This is a genomic window from Micromonospora saelicesensis (assembly GCF_900091575.1).
GTDB lineage: Bacteria > Actinomycetota > Actinomycetes > Mycobacteriales > Micromonosporaceae > Micromonospora > Micromonospora saelicesensis.
Genome location: NZ_FMCR01000003.1, coordinates 360,132 through 379,905, shown reverse-complemented (window position 1 = coordinate 379,905; position 19,774 = coordinate 360,132). Strand labels below are relative to the sequence as shown.

Sequence of the window (19,774 nt, the reverse complement as noted above, 5' to 3'; positions counted from 1 at the left end):
CGACGAGGGTGCGCAGGTGTGAGGAGCCAACCATGAAGTACATGCTGTTGATGCAGTTCAGCGCCGCCGGGACCGACTTCCCGAGCATCGACACCTGGACCCAGGACGAGGTCCGGGCGCACATCGCCTTCATGGGCGAGGTCAACGCCAAGCTGACCGCGGCCGGTGAGTGGGTCGACGCGCAGGGTCTCGGTGGCCCGCAGCAGGCCCGGATCGTCCGCGCCGGTGAGGGCGGGGCGCCGGTGGTCACCGAGGGGCCGTTCGCCGAGACGAAGGAGTTCCTGGCCGGCTTCTGGATCGTCGACTGCGAGAGCCCGCAGCGGGCCGTGGAGCTGGCCGCGCACATCTCCACGGCACCCGGCCCCGGCGGCCGGCCGCTGAACATGCCGATCGAGGTGCACCCGGTGATGTCCGCCCCGGCACAGGAGCTGTGAGGGGCTGAACACCGATCCCCGCATCGAGGACCTGCTGCGCGAGTTGGCGCCGCAGGTCCTCGGCGTGCTCAGCCGCCGCTTCGGTGACTTCGCCACGGCGGAGGACGCGGTGCAGGAGGCACTGCTGGGCGCCGCCACCCAGTGGCCGACCGAGGGCCTACCGGCGAACCCCCGTGGCTGGCTGATCCAGGTCGGTTACCGGCGGATGATCGAGCTGGTCCGCGGTGAGCAGGCCCGACGCCGACGGGAGGACCTGGTCGCCCGCCGGGATCCGGACGACCAGCGGTACACGCCAGCCCCGGACGAGGAGTTGACCGCCGAACGGGACGACACGCTGGTCCTGCTCTTCCTCTGCTGCCACCCGGCGCTCGCGCCGACGTCGGCGGTGGCACTGACACTGCGCGCCGTCGGTGGGTTGAGCACCGCCGAGATCGCCCGCGCGTTCCTGGTGCCCGAAGCGACGATGGCGCAGCGGATCAGCCGGGCCAAGCAGCGCATCCGGGCGTCGGGGCTGCCGTTCCGGATGCCCGAGCCGGCGGAGCGGGCGGACCGGTTGATCGCCGTACGACAGGTGCTGTACCTGGTCTTCACCGAGGGGCACACCAGCAGCACCGGCCCGGACCTGCGCCGCGTCGACCTCGCGGCGGAGGCGATCCGGCTGACCCGCGCGCTGCACACGCTGCTGCCGAACGACAGCGAATCGGCCGGGCTGCTGGCGTTGATGCTGCTCACCGAGGCACGCGGCCCGGCGCGGACCGGGCCCTCCGGCGAACTGATCTCACTGGCCGATCAGGACCGCAGCCGCTGGGACGCAACGGCGATCGCCGAGGGCATCGCACTGGTCACCCGGGCCCTGCCGCGCGGGCCGGTCGGTCCGTACCAGGTACAGGCCGCCATCGCCGCCCTGCACGACGAGGCACCCAGCACCGAGCAGACCGACTGGCCGCAGATCCTGGCGCTCTACGAGGTGCTGGAACGCATCGCCGGCAGCCCGGTGGTGGCCCTCAACCGGGCCGTGGCGACGGCCATGGTGCACGGACCCGCCGCCGGCCTGGCCGCCCTCGACGCGTTGACCCACGACCCGCAGTTGGCCGGACACCACCGGCTGGCCGCCGCCCGCGCCCACCTGCACGAGATGGCCGGCGACCAGGCCCAGGCGATCGCCGACTACCGGATCGCCGCCGCCCGCACGAGCAGCCGCCCGGAACAGCTCTACCTGACCATGCGAGCTGCCCGACTGGCCGCCCAGCCCGTTGATCTCCCGTGAAGACAGAGATCAACTGGTCCTCCGCGGCGAGACCCACGCAGCTTCACCCGCCACAGCTGGCAATCTTGGACAGTTTCCGTTAGCGCGGAACGGAAAGTGTCCAAGATCTACCCTGCGAGCCTCTCCCGAGGCCGCAAGGACGCCACCCCACGGGCCGCACGACGTCACGCGACGGGTCGGCCGGATGCCCACGGATCGATCCGACGTCGACAGGCCGGGCGGGGACAACGCTGGCACTAGCCTGGATGGCGACGGGTTGATCGACCACGAAGGACCAAGGGGACGAATGGCGTACGTGCTGCTGGGGATCGCCATCCTCGCCGAGGTGGTGGCGACCAGCCTGATCAAGAGCACCGCCGGGTTCAGTCGGCTCTGGCCGACGGTGGCGTGCCTCGGCGGCTACGCGCTGGCGTTCCTCCTGCTGGCCCAGGCCGTCAAGGAGATCCCCGTGGGGGTGGCGTACGCCCTCTGGTCGGGTCTGGGCACCGCAGCCATCGTGGCGATCGGGGCGGTGTTCCTGGGTGAGTCGGTGGGGCTCGCCAAGCTCACCGGCATCGCACTGATCATTGCCGGGGTGGTCGTCGTGAACCTGGCCGGGAGCACTGACCGGGACGGTTTCCGGTGGCCGGGTCCGGCGCGGACCCGGCCACCGGTCCGACGGTCAACTCGCCGTGCAGCTCACCACTGGCAGGCTGTTGGTGCCGGTCCAACTGCCGAGGAAGCCGAAGCTGGCACTGGCCCCGGCGGCCAGCCGTCCGTTGTAGTCCGTGTTGCGGGCGGTCACCGTGGTTCCGCTGCCGGTGAGGGCCACATTCCAGGACTGGGTGACGCGCTGGCCGTTGGCGAAGGTCCACCCGGCGGTCCAGCCGGTGATCGCCCTCGTGCCGGCGGTCACCCGTACCTCACCCTGGAAGCCTCCCTGCCACTGGTTGGTCACCGTGTACGTCGCCGTGCAGCCACCGTTCGGCGGGGGCGTCGTCGGTGGCGGCGTGGTCGGCGGGGGCGTCGTCGGGGGTGGGGTGGTCGGCGGGGGCGTCGTCGGCGGTGGGGTGCCGCCGAAGACGCTGGCCTCGCGGGCGGTCTGCCGGATGCCGTTGACGCCGTTGAAGAGGCGCTGACCCCAGTCGGTCAGGCTCGCCGGATTGAAGTTGGTCGCCAGGTCGAGATACTCGACGCCGCCGCCGTTGCCGCTCCACGACCAGCCCAGCCAGCCGATCCCGTTGGCCTGGCTGTACGCGAGGATGGCGTCCTCGTCCGGGTTCCCGTCGGAGTGGTTGAAGCCGAACTCACCGACCACGATGGGCAGCCCGGCGGCGCGGAACCGACCCAGGTAGTCGCTGATCTCCGCGGCGGTGTCGAACACCCCGTACATGTGGATGGAGAACACGGTGTTGCGGGCCGGGTCGGCGGCGAAGACCGACGCGGCGTTGTCGCGCATGGTGAACGACCAGTCCTGCCCCCAGTTCGGCGCGTCCACCATGATCGTGTGGGTCAACCCGCCGGCCCGCAGGCGCTTGATCGCATTGGCGTTGTCGGTGGCCCACGAGGCGTAGTTCTGGTTGCCGTACGGCTCGTTGCCGATGTTGACGATGACGTACCTCTCCTGACCGGCGAGGACGTCGGCGAGGCTGAGCCAGTAGTCGACGGCGCGGTCGAGGGTGATCGCGCCGCTCTGCTCGCCGTACCCGGTGGTGTCGTGCACCTCCAGCACGCAGATCAGTCGGTTGGCCTTGCAGAGCGAGATGACGTTGGCGACGTCGGCGTTGGTGTTGCGGGTCCACCGGTCGCCGCTGGAGAGCACCACCCGCACGGTGTTCGCGCCGAGCGCCTTGACGTCGGCGAACGAGCTGGTCTGCTGCGGGTACCAGGTGTGCGCGTGGTTGACGCCGCGCATGATGAATTCGGCGCCGTTGGCGTCGTACAACTTGCCGCCAGCGACGGAGAAACCAGCCGCGGCGTGTGCCGGCTGGCCGAACGCCAGCACGGTGACGAGCAACGCGAGCACTGTCGCGCCGGCGGCGGAGAGTCGAGTCTTCATGGCCTTCCTCAGGGAGGACCCCCGGTGCCCGACAGGGGTGGGGACGTGACAGGGAAGGCGGCTGCAGCCCGGCAGCCGCGCCTGGCTCCCGGCGCAGGCATCAGCGTAGGACGATGGATTGGTCCTCGCAACCGGTTCAGTTGACGGGCCCGCAGCCCGGACAGCCGCAACGGCCCACGCGGACGCGGGCCGTCACGGGGCGGTCATCCCCACCACAGGATGTGCGCCACACCCGGCTCTTAACCGGTTAAGACCGACGGTAGGCAGACGGCCGGGATCCGTCAAGCACTGCGGCAGCCGAACCGGACGGGAGGGTTGACCGCCGTGCACCGGGGTATCCCGGGAACGATCCGTCAGCGAGAGGGGATACCAGGATGGTCAGCGTCGGCTACACCCTGATGAGCGAGCAGGCCGGGCCCAAGCAGCTGGTGGACCATGCGGTACGGGCCGAGGCGGCTGGTTTCGACCTACTGGTGATGTCCGACCACTACTACCCCTGGCTGGACTCCCAGGGCCACTCCCCGTACGCCTGGTCGGTGCTCGGCGCGGTCGCCCACGCCACCTCCCGCGCGGAGCTGATGTCCTTCGTGACCTGCCCGATCCGCCGCTACCACCCGGCCGTGGTCGCGCAGAAGGCCAGCACCATCGGGGCGCTCTCCGATGGTCGTTTCACCCTCGGCCTGGGCGCCGGGGAGAACCTGAACGAGCACGTGGTCGGCGGCTGGCCGCACGTCCAGCAGCGGCACGAGATGTTCGAGGAGGCGTTGCAGATCATCCGGCCGTTGCTCAACGGGGAGACGCTGACCTTCTCCGGCAACCACTTCGACGTGCCCGACGCCTACGTCTGGGACCGCCCGGACCAGCCGGTGCCGATGGCCATCGCCGCGTCCGGTCGACAGTCGGCGACACTGGCCGCCGAGTACGGCAACGGCCTCATCTCCACCGAACCCGACCGGCACATCATCGAGATGTACGACGACGCCGGGGGCGCCGGTCAACCCCGCTACGGCCAGGTGGCCATCTGCTACGGCCCCGACGAGGCGGAGTGCCGCAAGATCGTGCACGACCAGTTCCGCTGGTTCGGAATGGGGTGGAAGGTCAACGCCGACCTGCCCGGTCCGGAGTCCTTCGCCGCCGCCACCCAGTTCGTCCGCGAGGAGGACGTCGCCGAGGGCATCTCCTGCGGTCCCGACGTGGACGCGCACGTCGAGGCGTTCCGCAAGTTCGTCGACGCCGGCTTCACCCACGTGGCGATCATCCAGGTGGGCGGGGAGACCCAGCCGATGTTCCTGGACTGGGCGCAGGAGCAACTGCTGCCCCGGTTGCGCGAGCTGTGAGCCAGGGCGCGGCAACCCGGCCGCCCGGGTCGACCCGCCGCAGTGCCGTCGGCCGGTTCGGGCCGGCCGAGCTGCGGCTCGCCATGGCCGCGCCCCGGCCAGCCGGCGGGCTGACCAGCGAGTGGCGGGTCGTCGACGGACTGCGCACCCACACCCGGCGCAGCGCCGACCCGGGGACCGGGGCGCCACCCGTGGTGCTCGTGCACGGCCTGGCGGTCTCGCACCGGTATCTCACCCCGCTGGCCGTCGCACTCGCCACCACCCATCAGGTGTACGTGCCGGACCTGCCCGGCTTCGGGCTCACCGAACACCCCCGGGGCGCGTACGACGTCCGCCGGCACGGCGACCACCTGGCTGCCTGGCTGGCCGCGTACCAACTGCCGCCGGTCTGCCTGCTGGGGCACTCGTTCGGCGCGGAGGTGGCCGCCGCGGTCGCCGCGACCCAGCCCGACGCGGTACGCGCGCTGGTGCTGGCCGGGCCGACAAGTGACCCGGCGGCGCGGTCCCGACGGGGCCAGTTCGGTCGTTGGATGGTGGACAGCCTGCGCGAGGCGCCGTTGCAGGCCCCGATCCTGGTGCGGGACGTCTGGAACGCCCGGCCCTGGCGGGTCCTCGCCACGCTGTCGCACTCGGTGCGGAATGCGATCGAGGCGGACCTCGTCCGGGTCAGCGCGCCGACCGCCGTCGTGACCGGCGACCGCGACCCGGTCGTGCCGCAACGGTGGCGGGACGAGGCGACGCGGCTGGTGCCGGAGGCGGCCCTGGTGGTCGTTCCCGGTGCCGCGCACAACGTGGTCACGACCGCCCCAACTGCCGTCGCGGACGCGATCCGGCACCTGCTCGCCCCTCATCCCGCACTCACGGACAGGTGAACATCATGCGCTTCGGCAACACGGAGATCCGCCCGCTCGGCGGGGGCCTCGGCTGCCTCCTGATGATCCTTTTCTCGATCGTGGCGTCGGTGGTGCTGACCGTCCTGCTGAATCTGGTGCTCTAGGCCCCGTACGTCTCAACGGCGCAGGCCCAGGGCGCTGAGCATCTCCCGGACGGCCAGCCGGCCCGGGTCGAGCACCGAACGGCGGGCCCATCTGGCCGTGGGGGCGACGGTGGCCCGCCACACCGCCCTGAGGCCCCGCGCCACCGGCACGACCGTCACCGACCAGATCCACCGGACTCCGGACAGCAGCGGGCGTACGGTGTGCCGCCACAGCCAGCGCAACCCTCGCCCGAGCGGGCGCAGCAGCAGTCGGTGGAGCAGGCGCAGCACCCGGCCGGCCGTCCGCCACGCACCGACCACCGCGGCGACGACCAGCCGACCGGCGGGCGTGAGCACCGCGCCCAACCATCGCAGCGGCCACAGGACCAGGTACCTGGCGAGCCAGACCAGCACGCGCCCCAGGACCACGAGGGCCGGACGCAGCCCATGACGGGTCAACCAGACCAGCGCGGGCCAGATCAGCGTGCGGACGACCCACACCAGCGGGAGCCACAGCAGGTGCCGGGCGCACCAGACCAGCGGAAGCCAGACCAGCCGGTGCAGCAGCCAGGCCAGTGGGGCCAGCAGCCAGCGACGCAGGAACCGGCCCGCCGGGCGGAGCAGGTACCGGTGCAGCAGTCGGCCGGCAGCCACGATCAGCTCCCAGAGCAGGCGTACCGGCAACACCACGACCAGCGCCACACCACGCGCGACGGCCGCGACGAGCGGAGGCGCGACGGCGGCCGGCTGCGCCCTGCCCGAGACCGACGGGTCGGCGGCCGGACGAATCCTCGCCAGCGCGGCCCGGTGATCGTTCGGCGGACCGGGCAGCGGCGAGCGGAGGGTACGGCGGTCGGTCACGGTGGCACGGTAATCGGCCCGCGCCACGCCCCGGGTGGCACCGGCCGCGCGAGCCGACGGCGGCGTCAGCCGGGAGACAGCTCCAGCGTGGCGAGCAGCGGATAGTGGTCGGAGGCGGTGGCCGCCGCGCCGTCGCGGATCACCCGACAGTCGTGCACGCGTTGCGCCACCGCCGGACTGCCGAGCAGGTAGTCCAACCGCATCCCGGCGAACTCGGCCCCGCCGAGCCGGGTGGGCACGGTGTGGCCGGCGGCCTCCGGCGCGTCGATGTTGCCCGACGGCCAGAGGTCGACCAGGCCGGCCGCGAGCAGCCGGGCGATCGCGCGGGTGTCCACGGCGCCGCCGCAGCGACGCAGGTGCCGCCGCCGGTAGAGGGTGGGCATGCCGGCCAGCCGGGCCGTGTGGTCGACGGTCGGGTCGAGCGAGTTGAGATCACCGGTGACCAGTGTCAGCTGCCCCCGGTCGCGGCGCATCGCGGCGACCAACCAGTCGACCTCCATCCGCCGCCGGCCCCCGGAGTACGGGTAGAGGTGGGTGCCGAGCACGGTGAACGGGCCGGCGGACGTGGCCACCACGACGCGGGCGGCGGCGTGGTGGAACGGGCGACGCACCGACCCCGCGTCGACGACCCGGTACGGCGGCCGGACCAGCACGGCCACCGGCTGCCCGAAGCAGGACCGGGCCAGGTGGGGCGTCATCCCCACCCGGCCCGCCATGGCGGCCATCAGCCCGTCCCGGTCGAAGCCGCGCAACTCCTGCAGGGCCAGCACGTCCGGTGCCTGCTCGTCGACGACCTGGACCACCTGATCCAGCCGGTCGAGGCCGCCACGATCCCGGCCGCCGGTGCGGATGTTCCAGGTCATCACCCGCAGCACGACGGCGGCGCCTAGTCGGCTCGGCCGGCCCGCGCCAGCTCGTCGTCGAGGGTGTCCACGTCCTCCGACTCGATGGCCGGTCGGTTGCCTTCCTTCAGGTCCTCGTTCGGTCGGATCACCAGGTAGAGCAAACCGATCCAGAGCGCGGAGAGCAGGATCGCGCCCATGAAGTCGGTCGGGTGGTGCATCCCCCGGTACATCCGGGAGGTGGCCACCCCGACCGGCATGAGCACGGCCAGCGCCACGAAGATCCAACGCCACCACCGGTCGGTACGCGGGAAGACGACGAGGGTGATGGCCAGCCAGACGCAGATCGTGGCCGCGATGTGCCCGGACGGGAACGACGAGGTGGGCATCTGCCCGTCCAGGTTCTCCACCGGCGGACGCGGCCGGTCGACCGCACGGGCCGACGCGAGGAAGAGGGTCAACTCCCCCACCATCGCCAGCGCCACGAAGAGCACCGGGCGCCAGCGCCGCCACACCGCCAGCACCAGCGGGCAGAACACCAGCGAGATCAGCAGGATGGCATGGGTGTCACCGAACTTGCTCCACCACCAACTGACGTTGGTCAACACCTCGGTGTGCCGCTCGGCGAACCACTGCGGCACCTTGGTGTCGAGGGTGTCGAAGAAGGTGCCCTTGGCGTGGTAGCTGACGTAGGTGCCGAAGGCGTACAGCGCTCCGAACACGATCACCCAGCCGACCAGCAGCTCGGCCACCGCCGAGCGGGGGTGGGCCAGCACGTGTTCCTCGGCCGGGGCGGGGGCGATGTCGTGCCCCGCCTCCGGCTCCAGGCCCTCGGTCAGCGGAGGCACCGGCCGCCCCCGCTCCCGCCGCCACAGTCGGAAGGCGTACGCGGTGACGCCCAGCCAGGCGGCCCCGAGCAGCCAGGCGGCCAGCACGTCGGAGACGAAGTGCACGCCCAGCGCGATCCGGGTCAGCCCGACCAGTACCACCAGCACACCGACCCCGACGATGGCCGGCTTGCGCCAGCGGGGCGCCATCGCCGGCAGGAACACCAGCAGCAGCGCTCCGTACGCGACGAACGAGCCGAGGGCGTGCCCGCTCGGGAAGCTGTTGCCGGGCGCGCTGGCGATCGGCACGTCCACGACCGGGCGGAGCCGGCCGACAAGCGTCTTCAGTGACGGGTCGAGGATCAGGCCACCGACCCCCGTGATGATCAGGTAGACGGCGAGTCGGGGCTGCCGCCGGATCAGCAGCCCGACCACGGCGATGGTGACCAGCCAGATGAGGATCGGCCGACCGCCCAGGTCCGTCACCGCCTGGAGCACGGTGACCAGCGCGTGGTGCGGGGCGACGAGCCCGTTGAACCACTCGGCGAGCCCGTGGTCGACATCCTGCAACGGGCTCCACTGCACCCGGACGAGCAACAACAGCAGCCCGAAGGCCACCCCGGCACCGGTGACGGCCACCAGACCGGCAATGCTCCGCTCGGCGAAATGACCGATCGGACGGCGAGCCACCTCTTTGACCGCGGTCACTCCGCACCTCCCTTGTCGCCTCTGGCGAGGCGCTTTACCCGATCCGCGTCCGTCGTACACGCCGGTGCCGCTAGAGCGCCGACATGTCCCCGGTGTCGTACAGCTCGGCGCGGTCCGGGTCGGGCTCCCACAGATCCGGTTGGGCGGGCTCCTGCACACCGATGCGCAGCGCCTCCAACTGGGCGGCGAAGGACAGCCCGCCGAAGAGCGCCATCCCGGTCAGGTTGGCCCAGAGCAGCAGCGCCATCATGCCGGTCAGGGCGCCGTAGGTCTGCCCGAAACCGTCACTGAACCGCACGTACGCGGCGAGCAGCAGGCTGGCCAGCCACCACAGCGCGGTGGCGATGCCGGCGCCGAACAGCAGCCAGGACAGGCCGGGCTGGTTGCGGCGCGGCGCGTGTCGGAACAGCACGGCGACGGCGACGACGGTCAGCGCGAGGCTCAGCGGGAACCGGATCACGTCCCAGATCCCGTTGGCGAGTTCGCCCCACTCGTAGTGTTCGCGGACCGAGTCGCCCATCGCGCCGCCGCCGACCAGGATCAGGAAGCCGGCGAGCGCGGGCAGGCCGGCGGTGACGGCCAGCACGGCGGCCCGCAGGTACTTGCGCAGCGCCGGGCGGTCCCGCTCGACGCCGTAGATGCGGTTGGCGCCCCGCTCGATCTGGGCCATCGTGGTGGTGAGCGCGAACAGGCCGGTGAGCAGACCGAGGGTGAGCGCCAGCTCCCCGGCGTCCTCGACGCGTTCGCCCTCGCCGAGCAGCTCGGAGACCATCTGCGAGCTCTGGCCGGGGGTGAGCGCCAGGACGGTGTCGGCGACCACCTGGCCGCCCTCCTCGACGCCCAGCTCGCTGATCAGGCCGGTGAGGGCGATCAGGAAGGGCACCACGGCGAGGCAGAGTTGCAGCGCGAAGGCCCGGGAGTGGCTGAACCCGTCGCCGTAGCGGAACCGGATGAACGCGTCCCGCAGCAGGTGCCAGCCACCCTGCCCGCGCAGTGTGTGCCAGGCGTCGTCGGCGGACAGCTCCTCGTCGGCCATCAGCCGGGTCTCCGGCACGATCCGGGTACTACTCACGGCGGGCTTCCTCGATCAGCTGCTCGCCCCGCTCCCCGGCACCTTGCGCGTCGACGGCCAGGTCGGGGGCGCCCTCGGGCTGGGGGACGCAGAGCCAGAGGGCCTGCGGCCGGACCTCCGCCCGCAGCTGGCGGCCCGGGGAGATCAGGTCGCCGTCCAACTCCCGAGGTTGCGCCCGGTTGCTGGTGACCACCACCCGCCGGCCCCGGAAAACCTCCAGCTGCGGCACCTGGCCGCTGCGGCGGATCACCGCCCAGCCGAGCGCGAGCCAGTGCCGCAGGTTGCGCGGGGTGAGCACGGCAACGTCGAGCCAGCCGTCGTCGGGCTCGGCCTCGGTCAGCAGTGTGACGCCGCCCTGCAGGCGGCCGACGTTGGCGATCAGGACCGAACGGGCTCGGCGGCGCACCGGCGGCCGGTCGTCGATGCGGATCTGCACCCGCATCGGCCGGTCCCGTAGGTGGCGGGCGGCACCCATCACGTACGCCGGCCAGCCGATGCGGGCCTTGGTGGTCTCGTTGGTGGCTTCGAGCATCTGGGCGTCGAAGCCCATGCCGGCCATCACTGTGAAGTACTTGTCCTCGACAGCTCCGACGTCGAGCAGCCGTCGGCCGCGTTCGACGGCGACCTGCAACCCGGCGGCCAGGTCGGTGGAGAGCCCCAGGTTGGCGGCGAGCAGGTTGCCGGTGCCCTGCGGCAGCACGGCGAGGGCCACATCGGTGCCGACCAACCCGCTGACGCAGGACATCACGGTGCCGTCGCCCCCGCAGGCGAAGACCAGGTCGACGCCGGCCTTGACGGCCTGCTCGGTCTGGCCGCGACCCGGGTCGTCGACGGTCGTCTCGTACCACTGCGGCGCGGGCCAGCCGGCCGCGGTCAGGGCGTCGTCGACGGTACGACGCAACTCGTCGAGATCGTCGACCTTGACCGGGTTGACCACCACAGCGGAGCGCAACCCGCCGTCGCCGCCCGAGGGCCGCCTGTCCTGTCCAGCATCCACGGCGCCAGTGTGCAGCACCCGGACGGCTTCAGCGACCCGGCGACCGGCGCGCGTCGGAAGTGCCACAGACAGGTTTCAACCCGGCCTCACCCGTCAGGCCGCCGCCCGCAGTGCGAGCTCCACCCGCCGGCGCAGATCGTCGAGGTCGACCCCGGACTCGGTGAGCACCAACGCCCCCAGCCCGTTGCCCTCCCGGAGCACCCCGAGCAGGATGTGCTCGGTGCCGATGTGGCGGTGGCGCAGGCGCAGGGCCTCCCGCAGGGACAGCTCCAGCACCTTCTTCGAGCGGGGCGAGAACGGGCCGCCGAGGTACCGCTTACGCCCCCAGCGGCGGCGCGGCGCCGGCACCGCCTCCCGGAGCGCGTCCGGGCCGAAGGACTGCTCGATGCGGGCCACGATCGCGGCCAGGTCGATGCCGATCTCCCGCAGCGCCGCCGCGTCCGCGTCACCGAGGCCCGCGCCGCCGTTGGCGGTGTGCCGGCGGACGCGTTCGCGCAGGTCGTCGGCGCGTACCCCGGCGTCGGCGAGCACCCGGCTGGCCAGCCCGGCCTCGTCGGCGAGCAGGGCGAGCAGCAGGTGCTCGGTGCCGACCGGGCGCTGGCCCTCGACCCGCGCCTCCTCCAGCGCCCGTCGCACCACGTCGCGCGCCCGGTCGGTGAATCGTTCGAACATCACGCCTCCCAGGATGAGTTGACCGCCGGTCGCCCGGCGTGCTTCTTGTGCACTGCCTGCCGGCTGACCTCGAGCGCGTCGGCGATCTCCTGCCAGGACCAGCCCTGTCGTCGGGCGTTGTCCACCTGGACCACCTCGAGCCGCTCGAGGAGCCGGCGTAGCGCGCGGACGGCGCGCAGCCCGACCCGGGGGTCGGTGCTGCCGGCTGCCGCCGCGAGTTCTGTCGCCTGACTCATGTCGTCAACATACGTTGACAGCGTGTCTCGTGTCAACCCTGGTTGACGAACGCTTGCCTGTTCCGTCCGCCGCACCCCACCCATCGACTTGACAGCGCTATAGCTAGCCGTTATCCATTAACGATCTAGACGAAGGACGTGCCTGGTGCAGGACGTGGTGCTGGCCATGCTGGCCAAGGAGCCGGCGCACGGATACGAGCTGCGCGGTCGGCTGCGCGCCGCGCTGGGCCCGCTGGGCGAGGCGATGAACGCCGGCCAGATTTACGTGACGCTGACCCGCCTGGGCAAGGCAGGGCTGGTGACCTCGCAGCGGGCCGAGGGCTTGCCGGACCGGCCCGAACGCCGGGTGTACGCGCTGACCCCGGAGGGGCAGCAGCGAGTCGCCACCTGGCTGGCCGAAGTGAACTGGCCGAAGCCGGACCTCGCGGAGTTTCACCTCAAATTGGTGGCTGCCGCGACAGCCCGGCTGGCCGATCCGGTGGCCCTGGTCGACGCGCAGCGGCGTGAGGTGCTGCGCCGGCTGCGCGACGCCCAACGGGCCGCGTTGGAGCGGTCGATGGATCCGGTTGCCGGGCTGCTGCTGGAGGGTGTCGTACTGCGGCTGCGCGCCGACCTGGAATGGCTGGAGGCGTGTGAACGCCTGTGGGCTGAACTTGATCCGACCGGACGGAAGGCGGGGGCGTGACCGAGTCGACGGTATTGCAGGCGCATGGCCTGAGCATGCTTTACGGCGACGAGCACGCGCTGGTCCGCGCGGTCGACGAGGTCGCCCTGAACGTGCCGGCCGGGCAGTCGCTGGCGGTGATGGGGCCCAGCGGCTGCGGCAAGTCCACCCTGCTGTACCTGCTCGGCGGGCTGCAACGCCCGACCGGCGGTGAGGTGTGGCTGGCCGACCGTCGGATCGACACGATGAGCGAACGGGCCCTGGCCCGGCTGCGGCGTGACAGCCTCGGGTTCGTCTTCCAGTCGTTCCACCTCATGGACGAGCTCACCGCGGTGGAGAATGTGGAGCTGGCCGCGCTGCTGGCCGGCCAGTCACCGGGGCGGGCTCGCAAGCGGGCGATGTATCTGCTGGACCGGGTGGGGCTGGCCGACCGCGCCACGCACCTGCCCTCGGCGCTGTCCGGTGGGCAGCGCCAGCGGGTCGCCATCGCTCGCGCGTTGAGCAACGAGCCGCTGGTCGTGCTGGCCGACGAACCCACCGGCAACCTGGACAGCGCCGCCACCCTGGACGTGCTGCGGCTGTTCGAAGAGCTGCGCACCGCAGGACAGACCCTCGTGGTGGTTACCCATGACCCCCGCATCGCCGCGGTCGCCGACCGGGTGATCGCCATGCGTGACGGCGCGTTCGTCGACGACAGCCGACTTGCCAGCACCGCCCCCGGCACCCTCTACGACGGGCGGCGCTGACATGGCCGGCCGCCTCCTGCTCGTCTGCCGGCTGCTGATGCGGGACCTGCGCCGCCGCCGAACCGAAACCATTCTGCTCCTGACCGCGATCACCGCCGCCACCGCCACACTGACCATCGGCCTCACCCTCAACGAAATCGCCGACCGGCCGTACCAGCAGACCCGGACCGCCACCGCCGGCCCGGATGTGATCGTGACACCCCGGGCCACCGGCCAGGCGGCATTGGACGAGCTCGCATCGGTGACCACCGGCGCGGCCGTCACCGATCACAGCGGCCCCTTCCCGATCGCCTACCTGACGATGAAGGCCCGTGGCAAGTCCGCGCACACCGTCGTAGCGGGCCGGGACACCATGCCCGCATCGATCGACCGGCCCGCCGTGACCGACGGCACCTGGGTACGCCCCGGCGGCGTGGTCGTCGAGCGCGCCTTCGCCGACGCCCTCGGCATCCGCATCGGCGACACGGTCAACATCGGCGGCCATCCGCTGCGCGTGATCGGGACCGCGGTCACCGCCGCGAGAGCGACGTACCCGTACGCCGGGTGGCACTACCCCGGCAGCGTCCTGGTCGAGCGCGGCGGCCTGGTCTGGGTCGACCACAGCGACATCGCCACGCTCGCCGGCAGCCAGCCGCTGTCGTACACCCTCAACCTCAAACTCGCCGACCCGGCGGCCAGCAGCACGTACCCCATCGGCGACCAGCTCACCACCTGGCAGGCGATCAGCTACCTCAACGGTCGGCTGTACAGCGACGCGCAGATCGCCCTGCTCGTCGGCAGCTGGCTACTCAACGGCCTAGCGCTGGCCGGCGTCGCTGGCATTGTCGCGGGCCGGATCATCGGCCAGCGTCGCCGGGTGGGCCTGCTCAAGGCCGTCGGCGCCGGACCGGCCATGATCGCCGCCGTCCACCTCGCTGAGTACCTCGCGATCGGGCTTGCGGCCGCCGGCGCTGGCCTGGTCGCGGGCTGGCTCGCCGCGCCCGCGCTGATCCGCCCCAGCGCCGGACTCATCGGCTCCGTCAACGCCCAGCCACCTGCGCTGCGCATGGTGATCGCCGTCATGGTCCTTGCCCTCGCGATCGCTGTGGCGGCGACTCTGGTGCCGGTGTTGCGCGCCGCCACCACCAGCACCGTTCACGCGCTGGTCGACGCCGCAACGCCCCCGCGGCGCCGGCGGTGGCGCATCTGGCTGTCGCGGCGGCTGCCCACCCCCCTGCTGATCGGGGTGCGTATCAACGCGCGCCGACCGCGCCGCGCCCGCCTGGTCACCGTGAACACCCTGATCACCACGACCACGCTCGTCGGCATTCTCATGGTCAACACCCAGGCGGTGCACTTCGACCTCGGCTACACCGAACTCGCCAATCCCCGGGTGGAACGGGGCGAGCAGGCCACGCTCGTGCTCACCGTCGTGCTGTGCATTCTCGCGCTCATCAACGCCGTCGTGAGCGCCTGGACCGCAGTCCTCGACGCCCGGCAGCCACTGGCCGTCGCGCGGACGCTCGGCGCGACGCCCGCGCAGGCCGGCCTGGGGCTGGCGGCAGCGCAACTGCTTCCAGCCATACCCGGCGTCGCCGTGGGGATCCCGGCCGGCGTCGGGCTCGTTACGTTGGTCAGCACCGGCGAGGTCCAGTACCCACCCGATTCCTCCCTGCTCGCCACCGCGCTCGGAGTCCTGCTCGCCATCGCCGCGCTCACCGCCATCCCCGCGATGGTTGCCGCACGGCGTCCGGTTGTGGACACACTCAGGTCCGCACCGACCTGACCGGCCGAGCCATCCGATCCCGCCCGCCGCCACGTTCATCCGACTACCCTCGGTCAGGGACAGCTTGGTCGTGCCGGGCGCGACGCCCGGGAGGTGATATCGGATGGCCGCACCCGCCGACGCAGCGGTGCTGGTCGGCCTCGGGTCGGAACTCGACCTCCCGGTCGTCGAGCAGGCCGCGCAGGAGGCCGCCGACCACGGCCGGGCACTGCACCTGCTGCACACCTTCGACTGGAGCGCGGCCTTCGCCGCGGACACCGTCGCCGCACCCCGCGACCAGGCCGAGAAACTGATCACCCGCGCCGCCCAGCTCGCCCACCAGACCGAGCCGGGGCTGACCGTACGCGGGGAGATCGTCGAGAGCTCCATGCTGCCCACCCTCATCCGCCGCTCGGAGGGCACCTTCCTGCTGGCCGTCGGCGACAGCGGCATGGCGGGCAGCGGTCAGTGCGTTCCGGCCGAGACGACAGCCGTGCAGTTGGCCGCCCGGGCCGGCTGCCCCCTGTTGGTGGTCCGGCGTGAGCCGCCACCGCAGGGCCCGGTGCTGGTGGGCGTGGACGGCTCGCCCAGCTCACACCTCGCCCTGCAGTGGGCCGTGGAGTGCGCGGCCCGCCGCGACGCCCGACTGCTGGCCCTGCGGGTGGTGGAGTACGACGAGGACACCGACGCGGTCGCCGAGCAGCTCACCGAGGCACTGGCCCGGCACACCGGCCGCGACAACACCGTGCCGACCGAGTGTCGCGTGGTACGCGGCGACCCCGCCGAGGTGCTGATCGACACCTCCCGCAACGCGCAGGTGGCGCTGGTCGCCGCCCGCGGCGACGAACCGGGCCGGGCCATGCTGGGCGCGGTCGCCCAGTCCCTGCTCTACCACTCCCCGGCCCCGGTGGTCGTCGTCCGCGGCCTGGCCGAGGCGCCGCTGACCGGGCCTGGTGCCCGCCCGACGGGGGACCAACGGCCCTGACCCGGGGCGTCCGCAGTGACCAGGCTGGACGCCGGACGCCCCACTCCTACCCGCGAGAGGCAGCATGATGGAGACCGCTCTCGACGTGCACCGCGCCCTCACCGACGACGAGCTGCGCCGGCTGGACGCCTACTGGCGCGCCGCGAACTACCTCACCGTCGGGCAGATCTACCTGTTGGGCAATCCGCTGCTGCGCGAGCCGCTGACCCCCGACGACATCAAACCCCGGCTGCTCGGGCACTGGGGCACCAGCCCCGGCCTCAACCTGATCTACGCCCACCTCAACCGGGTGATCGTGGCGCGCGACCTCAACGCCATGCTGGTCACCGGCCCCGGTCACGGCGGGCCGGCCATCGTGGCCAACACCTGGCTGGAGGGCACCTGGTCCGAGCGCTACCACGACGTGGCCCGCGACGAGGCCGGGATGTCCCGGCTCTTCCGCCAGTTCTCCTTCCCGGGCGGCATCCCCAGCCATGTCGCGGCGGACGTGCCGGGTTCGATCCACGAGGGCGGCGAGCTCGGGTACGCGTTGAGCCACGCCTACGGCGCCGCGTTCGACCACCCGGACCTGCTGGTGGCCTGCGTGATCGGCGACGGCGAGGCGGAGACCGGGCCGCTGGCCGGCAGTTGGCTGTCCGACGTGTTCCTCAATCCGGCGCGCGACGGCGCGGTGCTGCCCATCCTGCACCTCAACGGCTACAAGATCGCCAACCCGACCGTGCTGTCCCGGATCCCCGAGGCCGACCTGCTCGACCTCATGCGCGGATCCGGCTACCAGCCGTACGTGGTGGCCGGTGACGAGCCCGACCGGGTGCACCGGACCCTCGCCGCGACGCTGGACCGTGTGCTGAGCGAGATCGCCGAGATCCAGCGGCGGGCCCGCTCCGGAGGCGTCGTCGACCGCCCCCGCTGGCCGATGATCATTCTGCGGACGCCGAAGGGCTGGACCGGCCCGAGTGAGGTCGACGGCACCCAGGTGGAGGGCACCTACCGCGCCCACCAGGTGCCGCTGTCGGGCGTACGCGACAACCCGGCGCACCGGGCCGAGCTGGAGCACTGGCTGCGCAGCTACCGGCCGGAGGAGCTGTTCGACGCGACCGGCGCCCCGGTGGAGGAGCTGCTGACGCTGCCGCCGCGCGGTGACCGGCGGATGAGCGCCAACCCGGTCACCAACGGCGGCGTGGTGCTGCGCGACCTGACCCTTCCGGACTTCCGCGACTACGGCGTGGAGGTTCCCGAACCGGGTACGCCGATCGCCGGCGCGACCGGGGTGCTCGGCCCGTGGATCCGCGACGTCATCAGCGCCAACCCGGAGACGTTCCGGCTGTTCGGCCCGGACGAGGTCGCGTCCAACCGGCTGGGTGCGGCGTTCGAGGTGACCGACCGGGCCTGGGTGGCCGCCACAGTGCCCGGCGACGACCACCTCTCCCCCGACGGGCGGGTCATGGAGGTGCTCTCCGAGCACCTGTGCCAGGGCTGGCTGGAGGGCTACCTGCTGACCGGCCGGCACGGCGTGTTCACCAGCTACGAGGCGTTCATCCACATCGTCGACTCGATGCTCAACCAGCACGCCAAGTGGCTGAAGGTGACCCGGGCCATCCCCTGGCGGCAGCCGATCGCCTCGCTGAACTACCTGCTCTCCAGCCACGTCTGGCGGCAGGACCACAACGGCTTCTCCCACCAGGACCCGGGCTTCATCGACCACGTCGTCAACAAGAAGGCCGAGGTGGTGCGGGTCTATCTGCCGCCGGACGCCAACACGCTGCTCGCCACGATGGACCACTGCCTGCGCAGCCGGCACTACATCAACGTGGTGGTGGCCGGTAAGCAGGCCGCCCCGAACTGGTTGACGATGACCGAGGCGATCCAGCACACCCGGCGTGGCCTGGGCATCTGGGAATGGGCCAGCAACGACGGCGGCACCGAACCGGACGTGGTGCTCGCCTGCTGCGGAGACGTGCCCACCCTGGAGACGTTGGCCGCCGTCGAGCTGCTGCGTCAGAACCTGCCGACGTTGAAGGTGCGCCTGGTCAACGTGGTCGACCTGATGCGACTCCAGCCGGACACCGAGCACCCGCACGGCCTGACCGACAACGAGTTCGACACCATCTTCACCGAGGACCGGCCGATCATCTTCGCGTACCACGGATATCCGTGGCTGATCCACCGTCTCACCTACCGCCGCACCAACCACGAGAACCTGCACGTGCGCGGTTACAAGGAGGAGGGCACCACCACCACTCCCTTCGACATGGTGATGCTCAACGACCTGGACCGCTTCCACCTGGTCATCGACGTCATCGACCGAGTGCCCGGGCTGGCCGCCAGCGCCGCGCACCTGCGCCAACGGATGGTCGACGCCCGACAGGCGGCCCGCGACTACACCCGCCAGTACGGCGAGGACGACCCACAGGTCGCCGAATGGCGCTGGATCCGCGAAACCGACCCGACCACCCCCTGAAGGAGGACGACGTGCGCGACGCGGAGATCCTGGTCGGCTACGACGGCTCCACCGACGCCTCGGTGGCCCTGAACTGGGCCGTGGAGGAGGCGCGGCACAGCGGCCAGCCGGTGCGGCTGGCGTACGTCTTCGAATGGTTGACCGTGGCCAGTTGGGTCGGCCCGGGCATCGCGCCCGGCGTGTGGCCGGACGACACCGCCCGCCGGCAGGTCGAGGACCTGGTCCGCAGGGCCGCGGCGGACGCCGCCGGGGCAAACCCCGGGCTGCGGATCACCGGCGAGGTGTACGACGGGCCGCCCGCGCTGGTGTTGCAGGAACGCTCGGCGGAGGCCGGGTTGCTGGTGCTGGGCAGCCGGGGTCACGGCGGCTTCGGCGGCCTGCTGGCCGGGTCGACGGCGGTCTCCGTCGCCGCGCACGCACACTGCCCGGTCGTGGTGGTCCGGGACGGGGCCGGCAGCGCCGCTACCGACACGTCGAGCCGCCCGGTGGCGGTCGGGGTGGACGGCTCGGAACCGTCGCTGGTGGCGCTCGGCTTCGCGGCCGAACGGGCGGCGCAGCGGCAGCTGCCGCTGCGCGTCCTGCACGCCTGGACACCGGGCCCCGGCGGGGCGGCCGGGGTGCCCGACGAGCGGGCCGCCGTGGAGCAGGCGCTGGAGCCGTGGCGGCGAACATTCCCCCAGCTGGCGGTGACCGTCGACCTGGAGTCGACAAGCCCGTCGGCGATGCTGATCGAGGCGAGTCGGGACGCGCGGCTGGTCGTGGTGGGCAGCCGGGGCCGGGGCGGGCTGGCCGGCATGCTGCTCGGCTCGGTCAGTCAACAGCTCATCCAACACGCCGCCTGCCCGGTCGCCGTGGTCCGCGAACGCTGAGATCCACCGGGCCGGGCCGCACCCGTAGGCAGAGCGGC

The 19,774-nt window shown here is 72.1% G+C and carries 18 protein-coding genes and 1 pseudogene; 11 read left to right on the top strand and 8 right to left on the bottom strand.

Going from position 1 to position 19,774, the window contains the following annotated elements:
- Positions 1–32 precede the first annotated feature (32 nt).
- From GA0070561_RS14780 to GA0070561_RS14770, 3 genes and pseudogenes are all read left to right on the top strand, one after another.
- On the top strand, positions 33–434 hold the full coding sequence (locus tag GA0070561_RS14780) for a YciI family protein (protein ID WP_091400810.1): 402 nt from the start codon (positions 33–35) through the stop codon (positions 432–434).
- A gap of 4 nt (positions 435–438) precedes the next feature.
- Positions 439–1,701, top strand: coding sequence for an RNA polymerase sigma factor (locus GA0070561_RS14775; protein ID WP_091400808.1), 1,263 nt, complete (start codon positions 439–441; stop codon positions 1,699–1,701).
- 184 nt (positions 1,702–1,885) lie between these two features.
- Positions 1,886–2,254, top strand: a pseudogene (locus GA0070561_RS14770) (SMR family transporter); the annotation flags it as partial.
- 108 nt (positions 2,255–2,362) lie between these two features.
- On the opposite strand, the gene GA0070561_RS14765 reads toward GA0070561_RS14770, so the two are convergent.
- A complete protein-coding gene (locus GA0070561_RS14765; RefSeq protein WP_091400806.1) occupies positions 2,363–3,739 on the bottom strand; it encodes a cellulase family glycosylhydrolase in 1,377 nt (458 codons plus the stop codon).
- Between the two features lie 374 nt (positions 3,740–4,113).
- Between GA0070561_RS14765 and GA0070561_RS14760 the strand changes: the two genes are divergently transcribed.
- Together GA0070561_RS14760 and GA0070561_RS14755 are read left to right on the top strand one after the other, a co-directional pair.
- The gene (locus tag GA0070561_RS14760) at positions 4,114–5,076 is read left to right on the top strand and encodes a TIGR03557 family F420-dependent LLM class oxidoreductase (RefSeq protein ID WP_091400804.1); all 963 of its coding nucleotides are present in this window, start codon (positions 4,114–4,116) and stop codon (positions 5,074–5,076) included.
- Positions 5,073–5,948 (top strand): alpha/beta fold hydrolase, encoded by an 876-nt coding sequence (locus GA0070561_RS14755; protein ID WP_244166234.1) that lies wholly within the window; start codon positions 5,073–5,075, stop codon positions 5,946–5,948. The genes GA0070561_RS14760 and GA0070561_RS14755 overlap by 4 nt, the downstream gene beginning before the upstream one ends.
- Positions 5,949–6,085: 137 nt before the next feature.
- Here the strand turns inward: GA0070561_RS14755 and GA0070561_RS14750 are convergent, their stop codons facing one another.
- The 7 genes from GA0070561_RS14750 to GA0070561_RS14720 form a co-directional block, all read right to left on the bottom strand.
- Positions 6,086–6,913, bottom strand: a complete 828-nt coding sequence (locus GA0070561_RS14750; protein ID WP_141710374.1) for a hypothetical protein — start codon at positions 6,911–6,913, stop codon at positions 6,086–6,088.
- A 65-nt stretch (positions 6,914–6,978) separates the two neighbouring features.
- Complete coding sequence (locus GA0070561_RS14745; RefSeq protein WP_091400799.1) at positions 6,979–7,788, bottom strand: endonuclease/exonuclease/phosphatase family protein; 810 nt, start codon at positions 7,786–7,788, stop codon at positions 6,979–6,981.
- 11 nt (positions 7,789–7,799) lie between these two features.
- Positions 7,800–9,290 carry a phosphatase PAP2 family protein gene (locus tag GA0070561_RS14740; RefSeq protein WP_091400797.1) on the bottom strand — a complete coding sequence of 497 codons (1,491 nt, stop codon included), beginning with the start codon at positions 9,288–9,290 and terminating at the stop codon, positions 7,800–7,802.
- Positions 9,291–9,360: 70 nt separating this feature from the next.
- The gene (locus tag GA0070561_RS14735; protein WP_091400795.1) at positions 9,361–10,362 is read right to left on the bottom strand and encodes a YihY/virulence factor BrkB family protein; all 1,002 of its coding nucleotides are present in this window, start codon (positions 10,360–10,362) and stop codon (positions 9,361–9,363) included.
- Positions 10,355–11,359, bottom strand: coding sequence for a diacylglycerol/lipid kinase family protein (locus tag GA0070561_RS14730; protein WP_091402108.1), 1,005 nt, complete (start codon positions 11,357–11,359; stop codon positions 10,355–10,357). Before GA0070561_RS14730 ends, GA0070561_RS14735 begins: the two co-directional genes overlap by 8 nt.
- A 93-nt stretch (positions 11,360–11,452) precedes the next feature.
- Complete coding sequence (locus GA0070561_RS14725) at positions 11,453–12,031, bottom strand: Clp protease N-terminal domain-containing protein (protein WP_091400793.1); 579 nt, start codon at positions 12,029–12,031, stop codon at positions 11,453–11,455.
- Positions 12,031–12,267, bottom strand: a complete 237-nt coding sequence (locus tag GA0070561_RS14720) for an HTH domain-containing protein (protein WP_007457155.1) — start codon at positions 12,265–12,267, stop codon at positions 12,031–12,033. The genes GA0070561_RS14725 and GA0070561_RS14720 overlap by 1 nt, the downstream gene beginning before the upstream one ends.
- A gap of 145 nt (positions 12,268–12,412) precedes the next feature.
- Between GA0070561_RS14720 and GA0070561_RS14715 the strand changes: the two genes are divergently transcribed.
- From GA0070561_RS14715 to GA0070561_RS14690, 6 genes are all read left to right on the top strand, one after another.
- Positions 12,413–12,952: a PadR family transcriptional regulator gene (locus GA0070561_RS14715; protein WP_091400790.1), complete on the top strand. Its 540-nt coding sequence runs from the start codon at positions 12,413–12,415 to the stop codon at positions 12,950–12,952.
- A complete protein-coding gene (locus GA0070561_RS14710; RefSeq protein WP_244166233.1) occupies positions 12,949–13,677 on the top strand; it encodes an ABC transporter ATP-binding protein in 729 nt (242 codons plus the stop codon). Before GA0070561_RS14715 ends, GA0070561_RS14710 begins: the two co-directional genes overlap by 4 nt.
- A 1-nt stretch (position 13,678) precedes the next feature.
- On the top strand, positions 13,679–15,442 hold the full coding sequence (locus GA0070561_RS14705; protein ID WP_091400785.1) for an FtsX-like permease family protein: 1,764 nt from the start codon (positions 13,679–13,681) through the stop codon (positions 15,440–15,442).
- 103 nt (positions 15,443–15,545) lie between these two features.
- The gene (locus tag GA0070561_RS14700; RefSeq protein WP_091400783.1) at positions 15,546–16,406 is read left to right on the top strand and encodes a universal stress protein; all 861 of its coding nucleotides are present in this window, start codon (positions 15,546–15,548) and stop codon (positions 16,404–16,406) included.
- A gap of 67 nt (positions 16,407–16,473) precedes the next feature.
- Complete coding sequence (locus tag GA0070561_RS14695; RefSeq protein WP_091402103.1) at positions 16,474–18,867, top strand: phosphoketolase family protein; 2,394 nt, start codon at positions 16,474–16,476, stop codon at positions 18,865–18,867.
- Positions 18,828–19,736, top strand: coding sequence for a universal stress protein (locus GA0070561_RS14690; protein WP_425255897.1), 909 nt, complete (start codon positions 18,828–18,830; stop codon positions 19,734–19,736). The genes GA0070561_RS14695 and GA0070561_RS14690 overlap by 40 nt, the downstream gene beginning before the upstream one ends.
- Positions 19,737–19,774 lie beyond the last annotated feature (38 nt).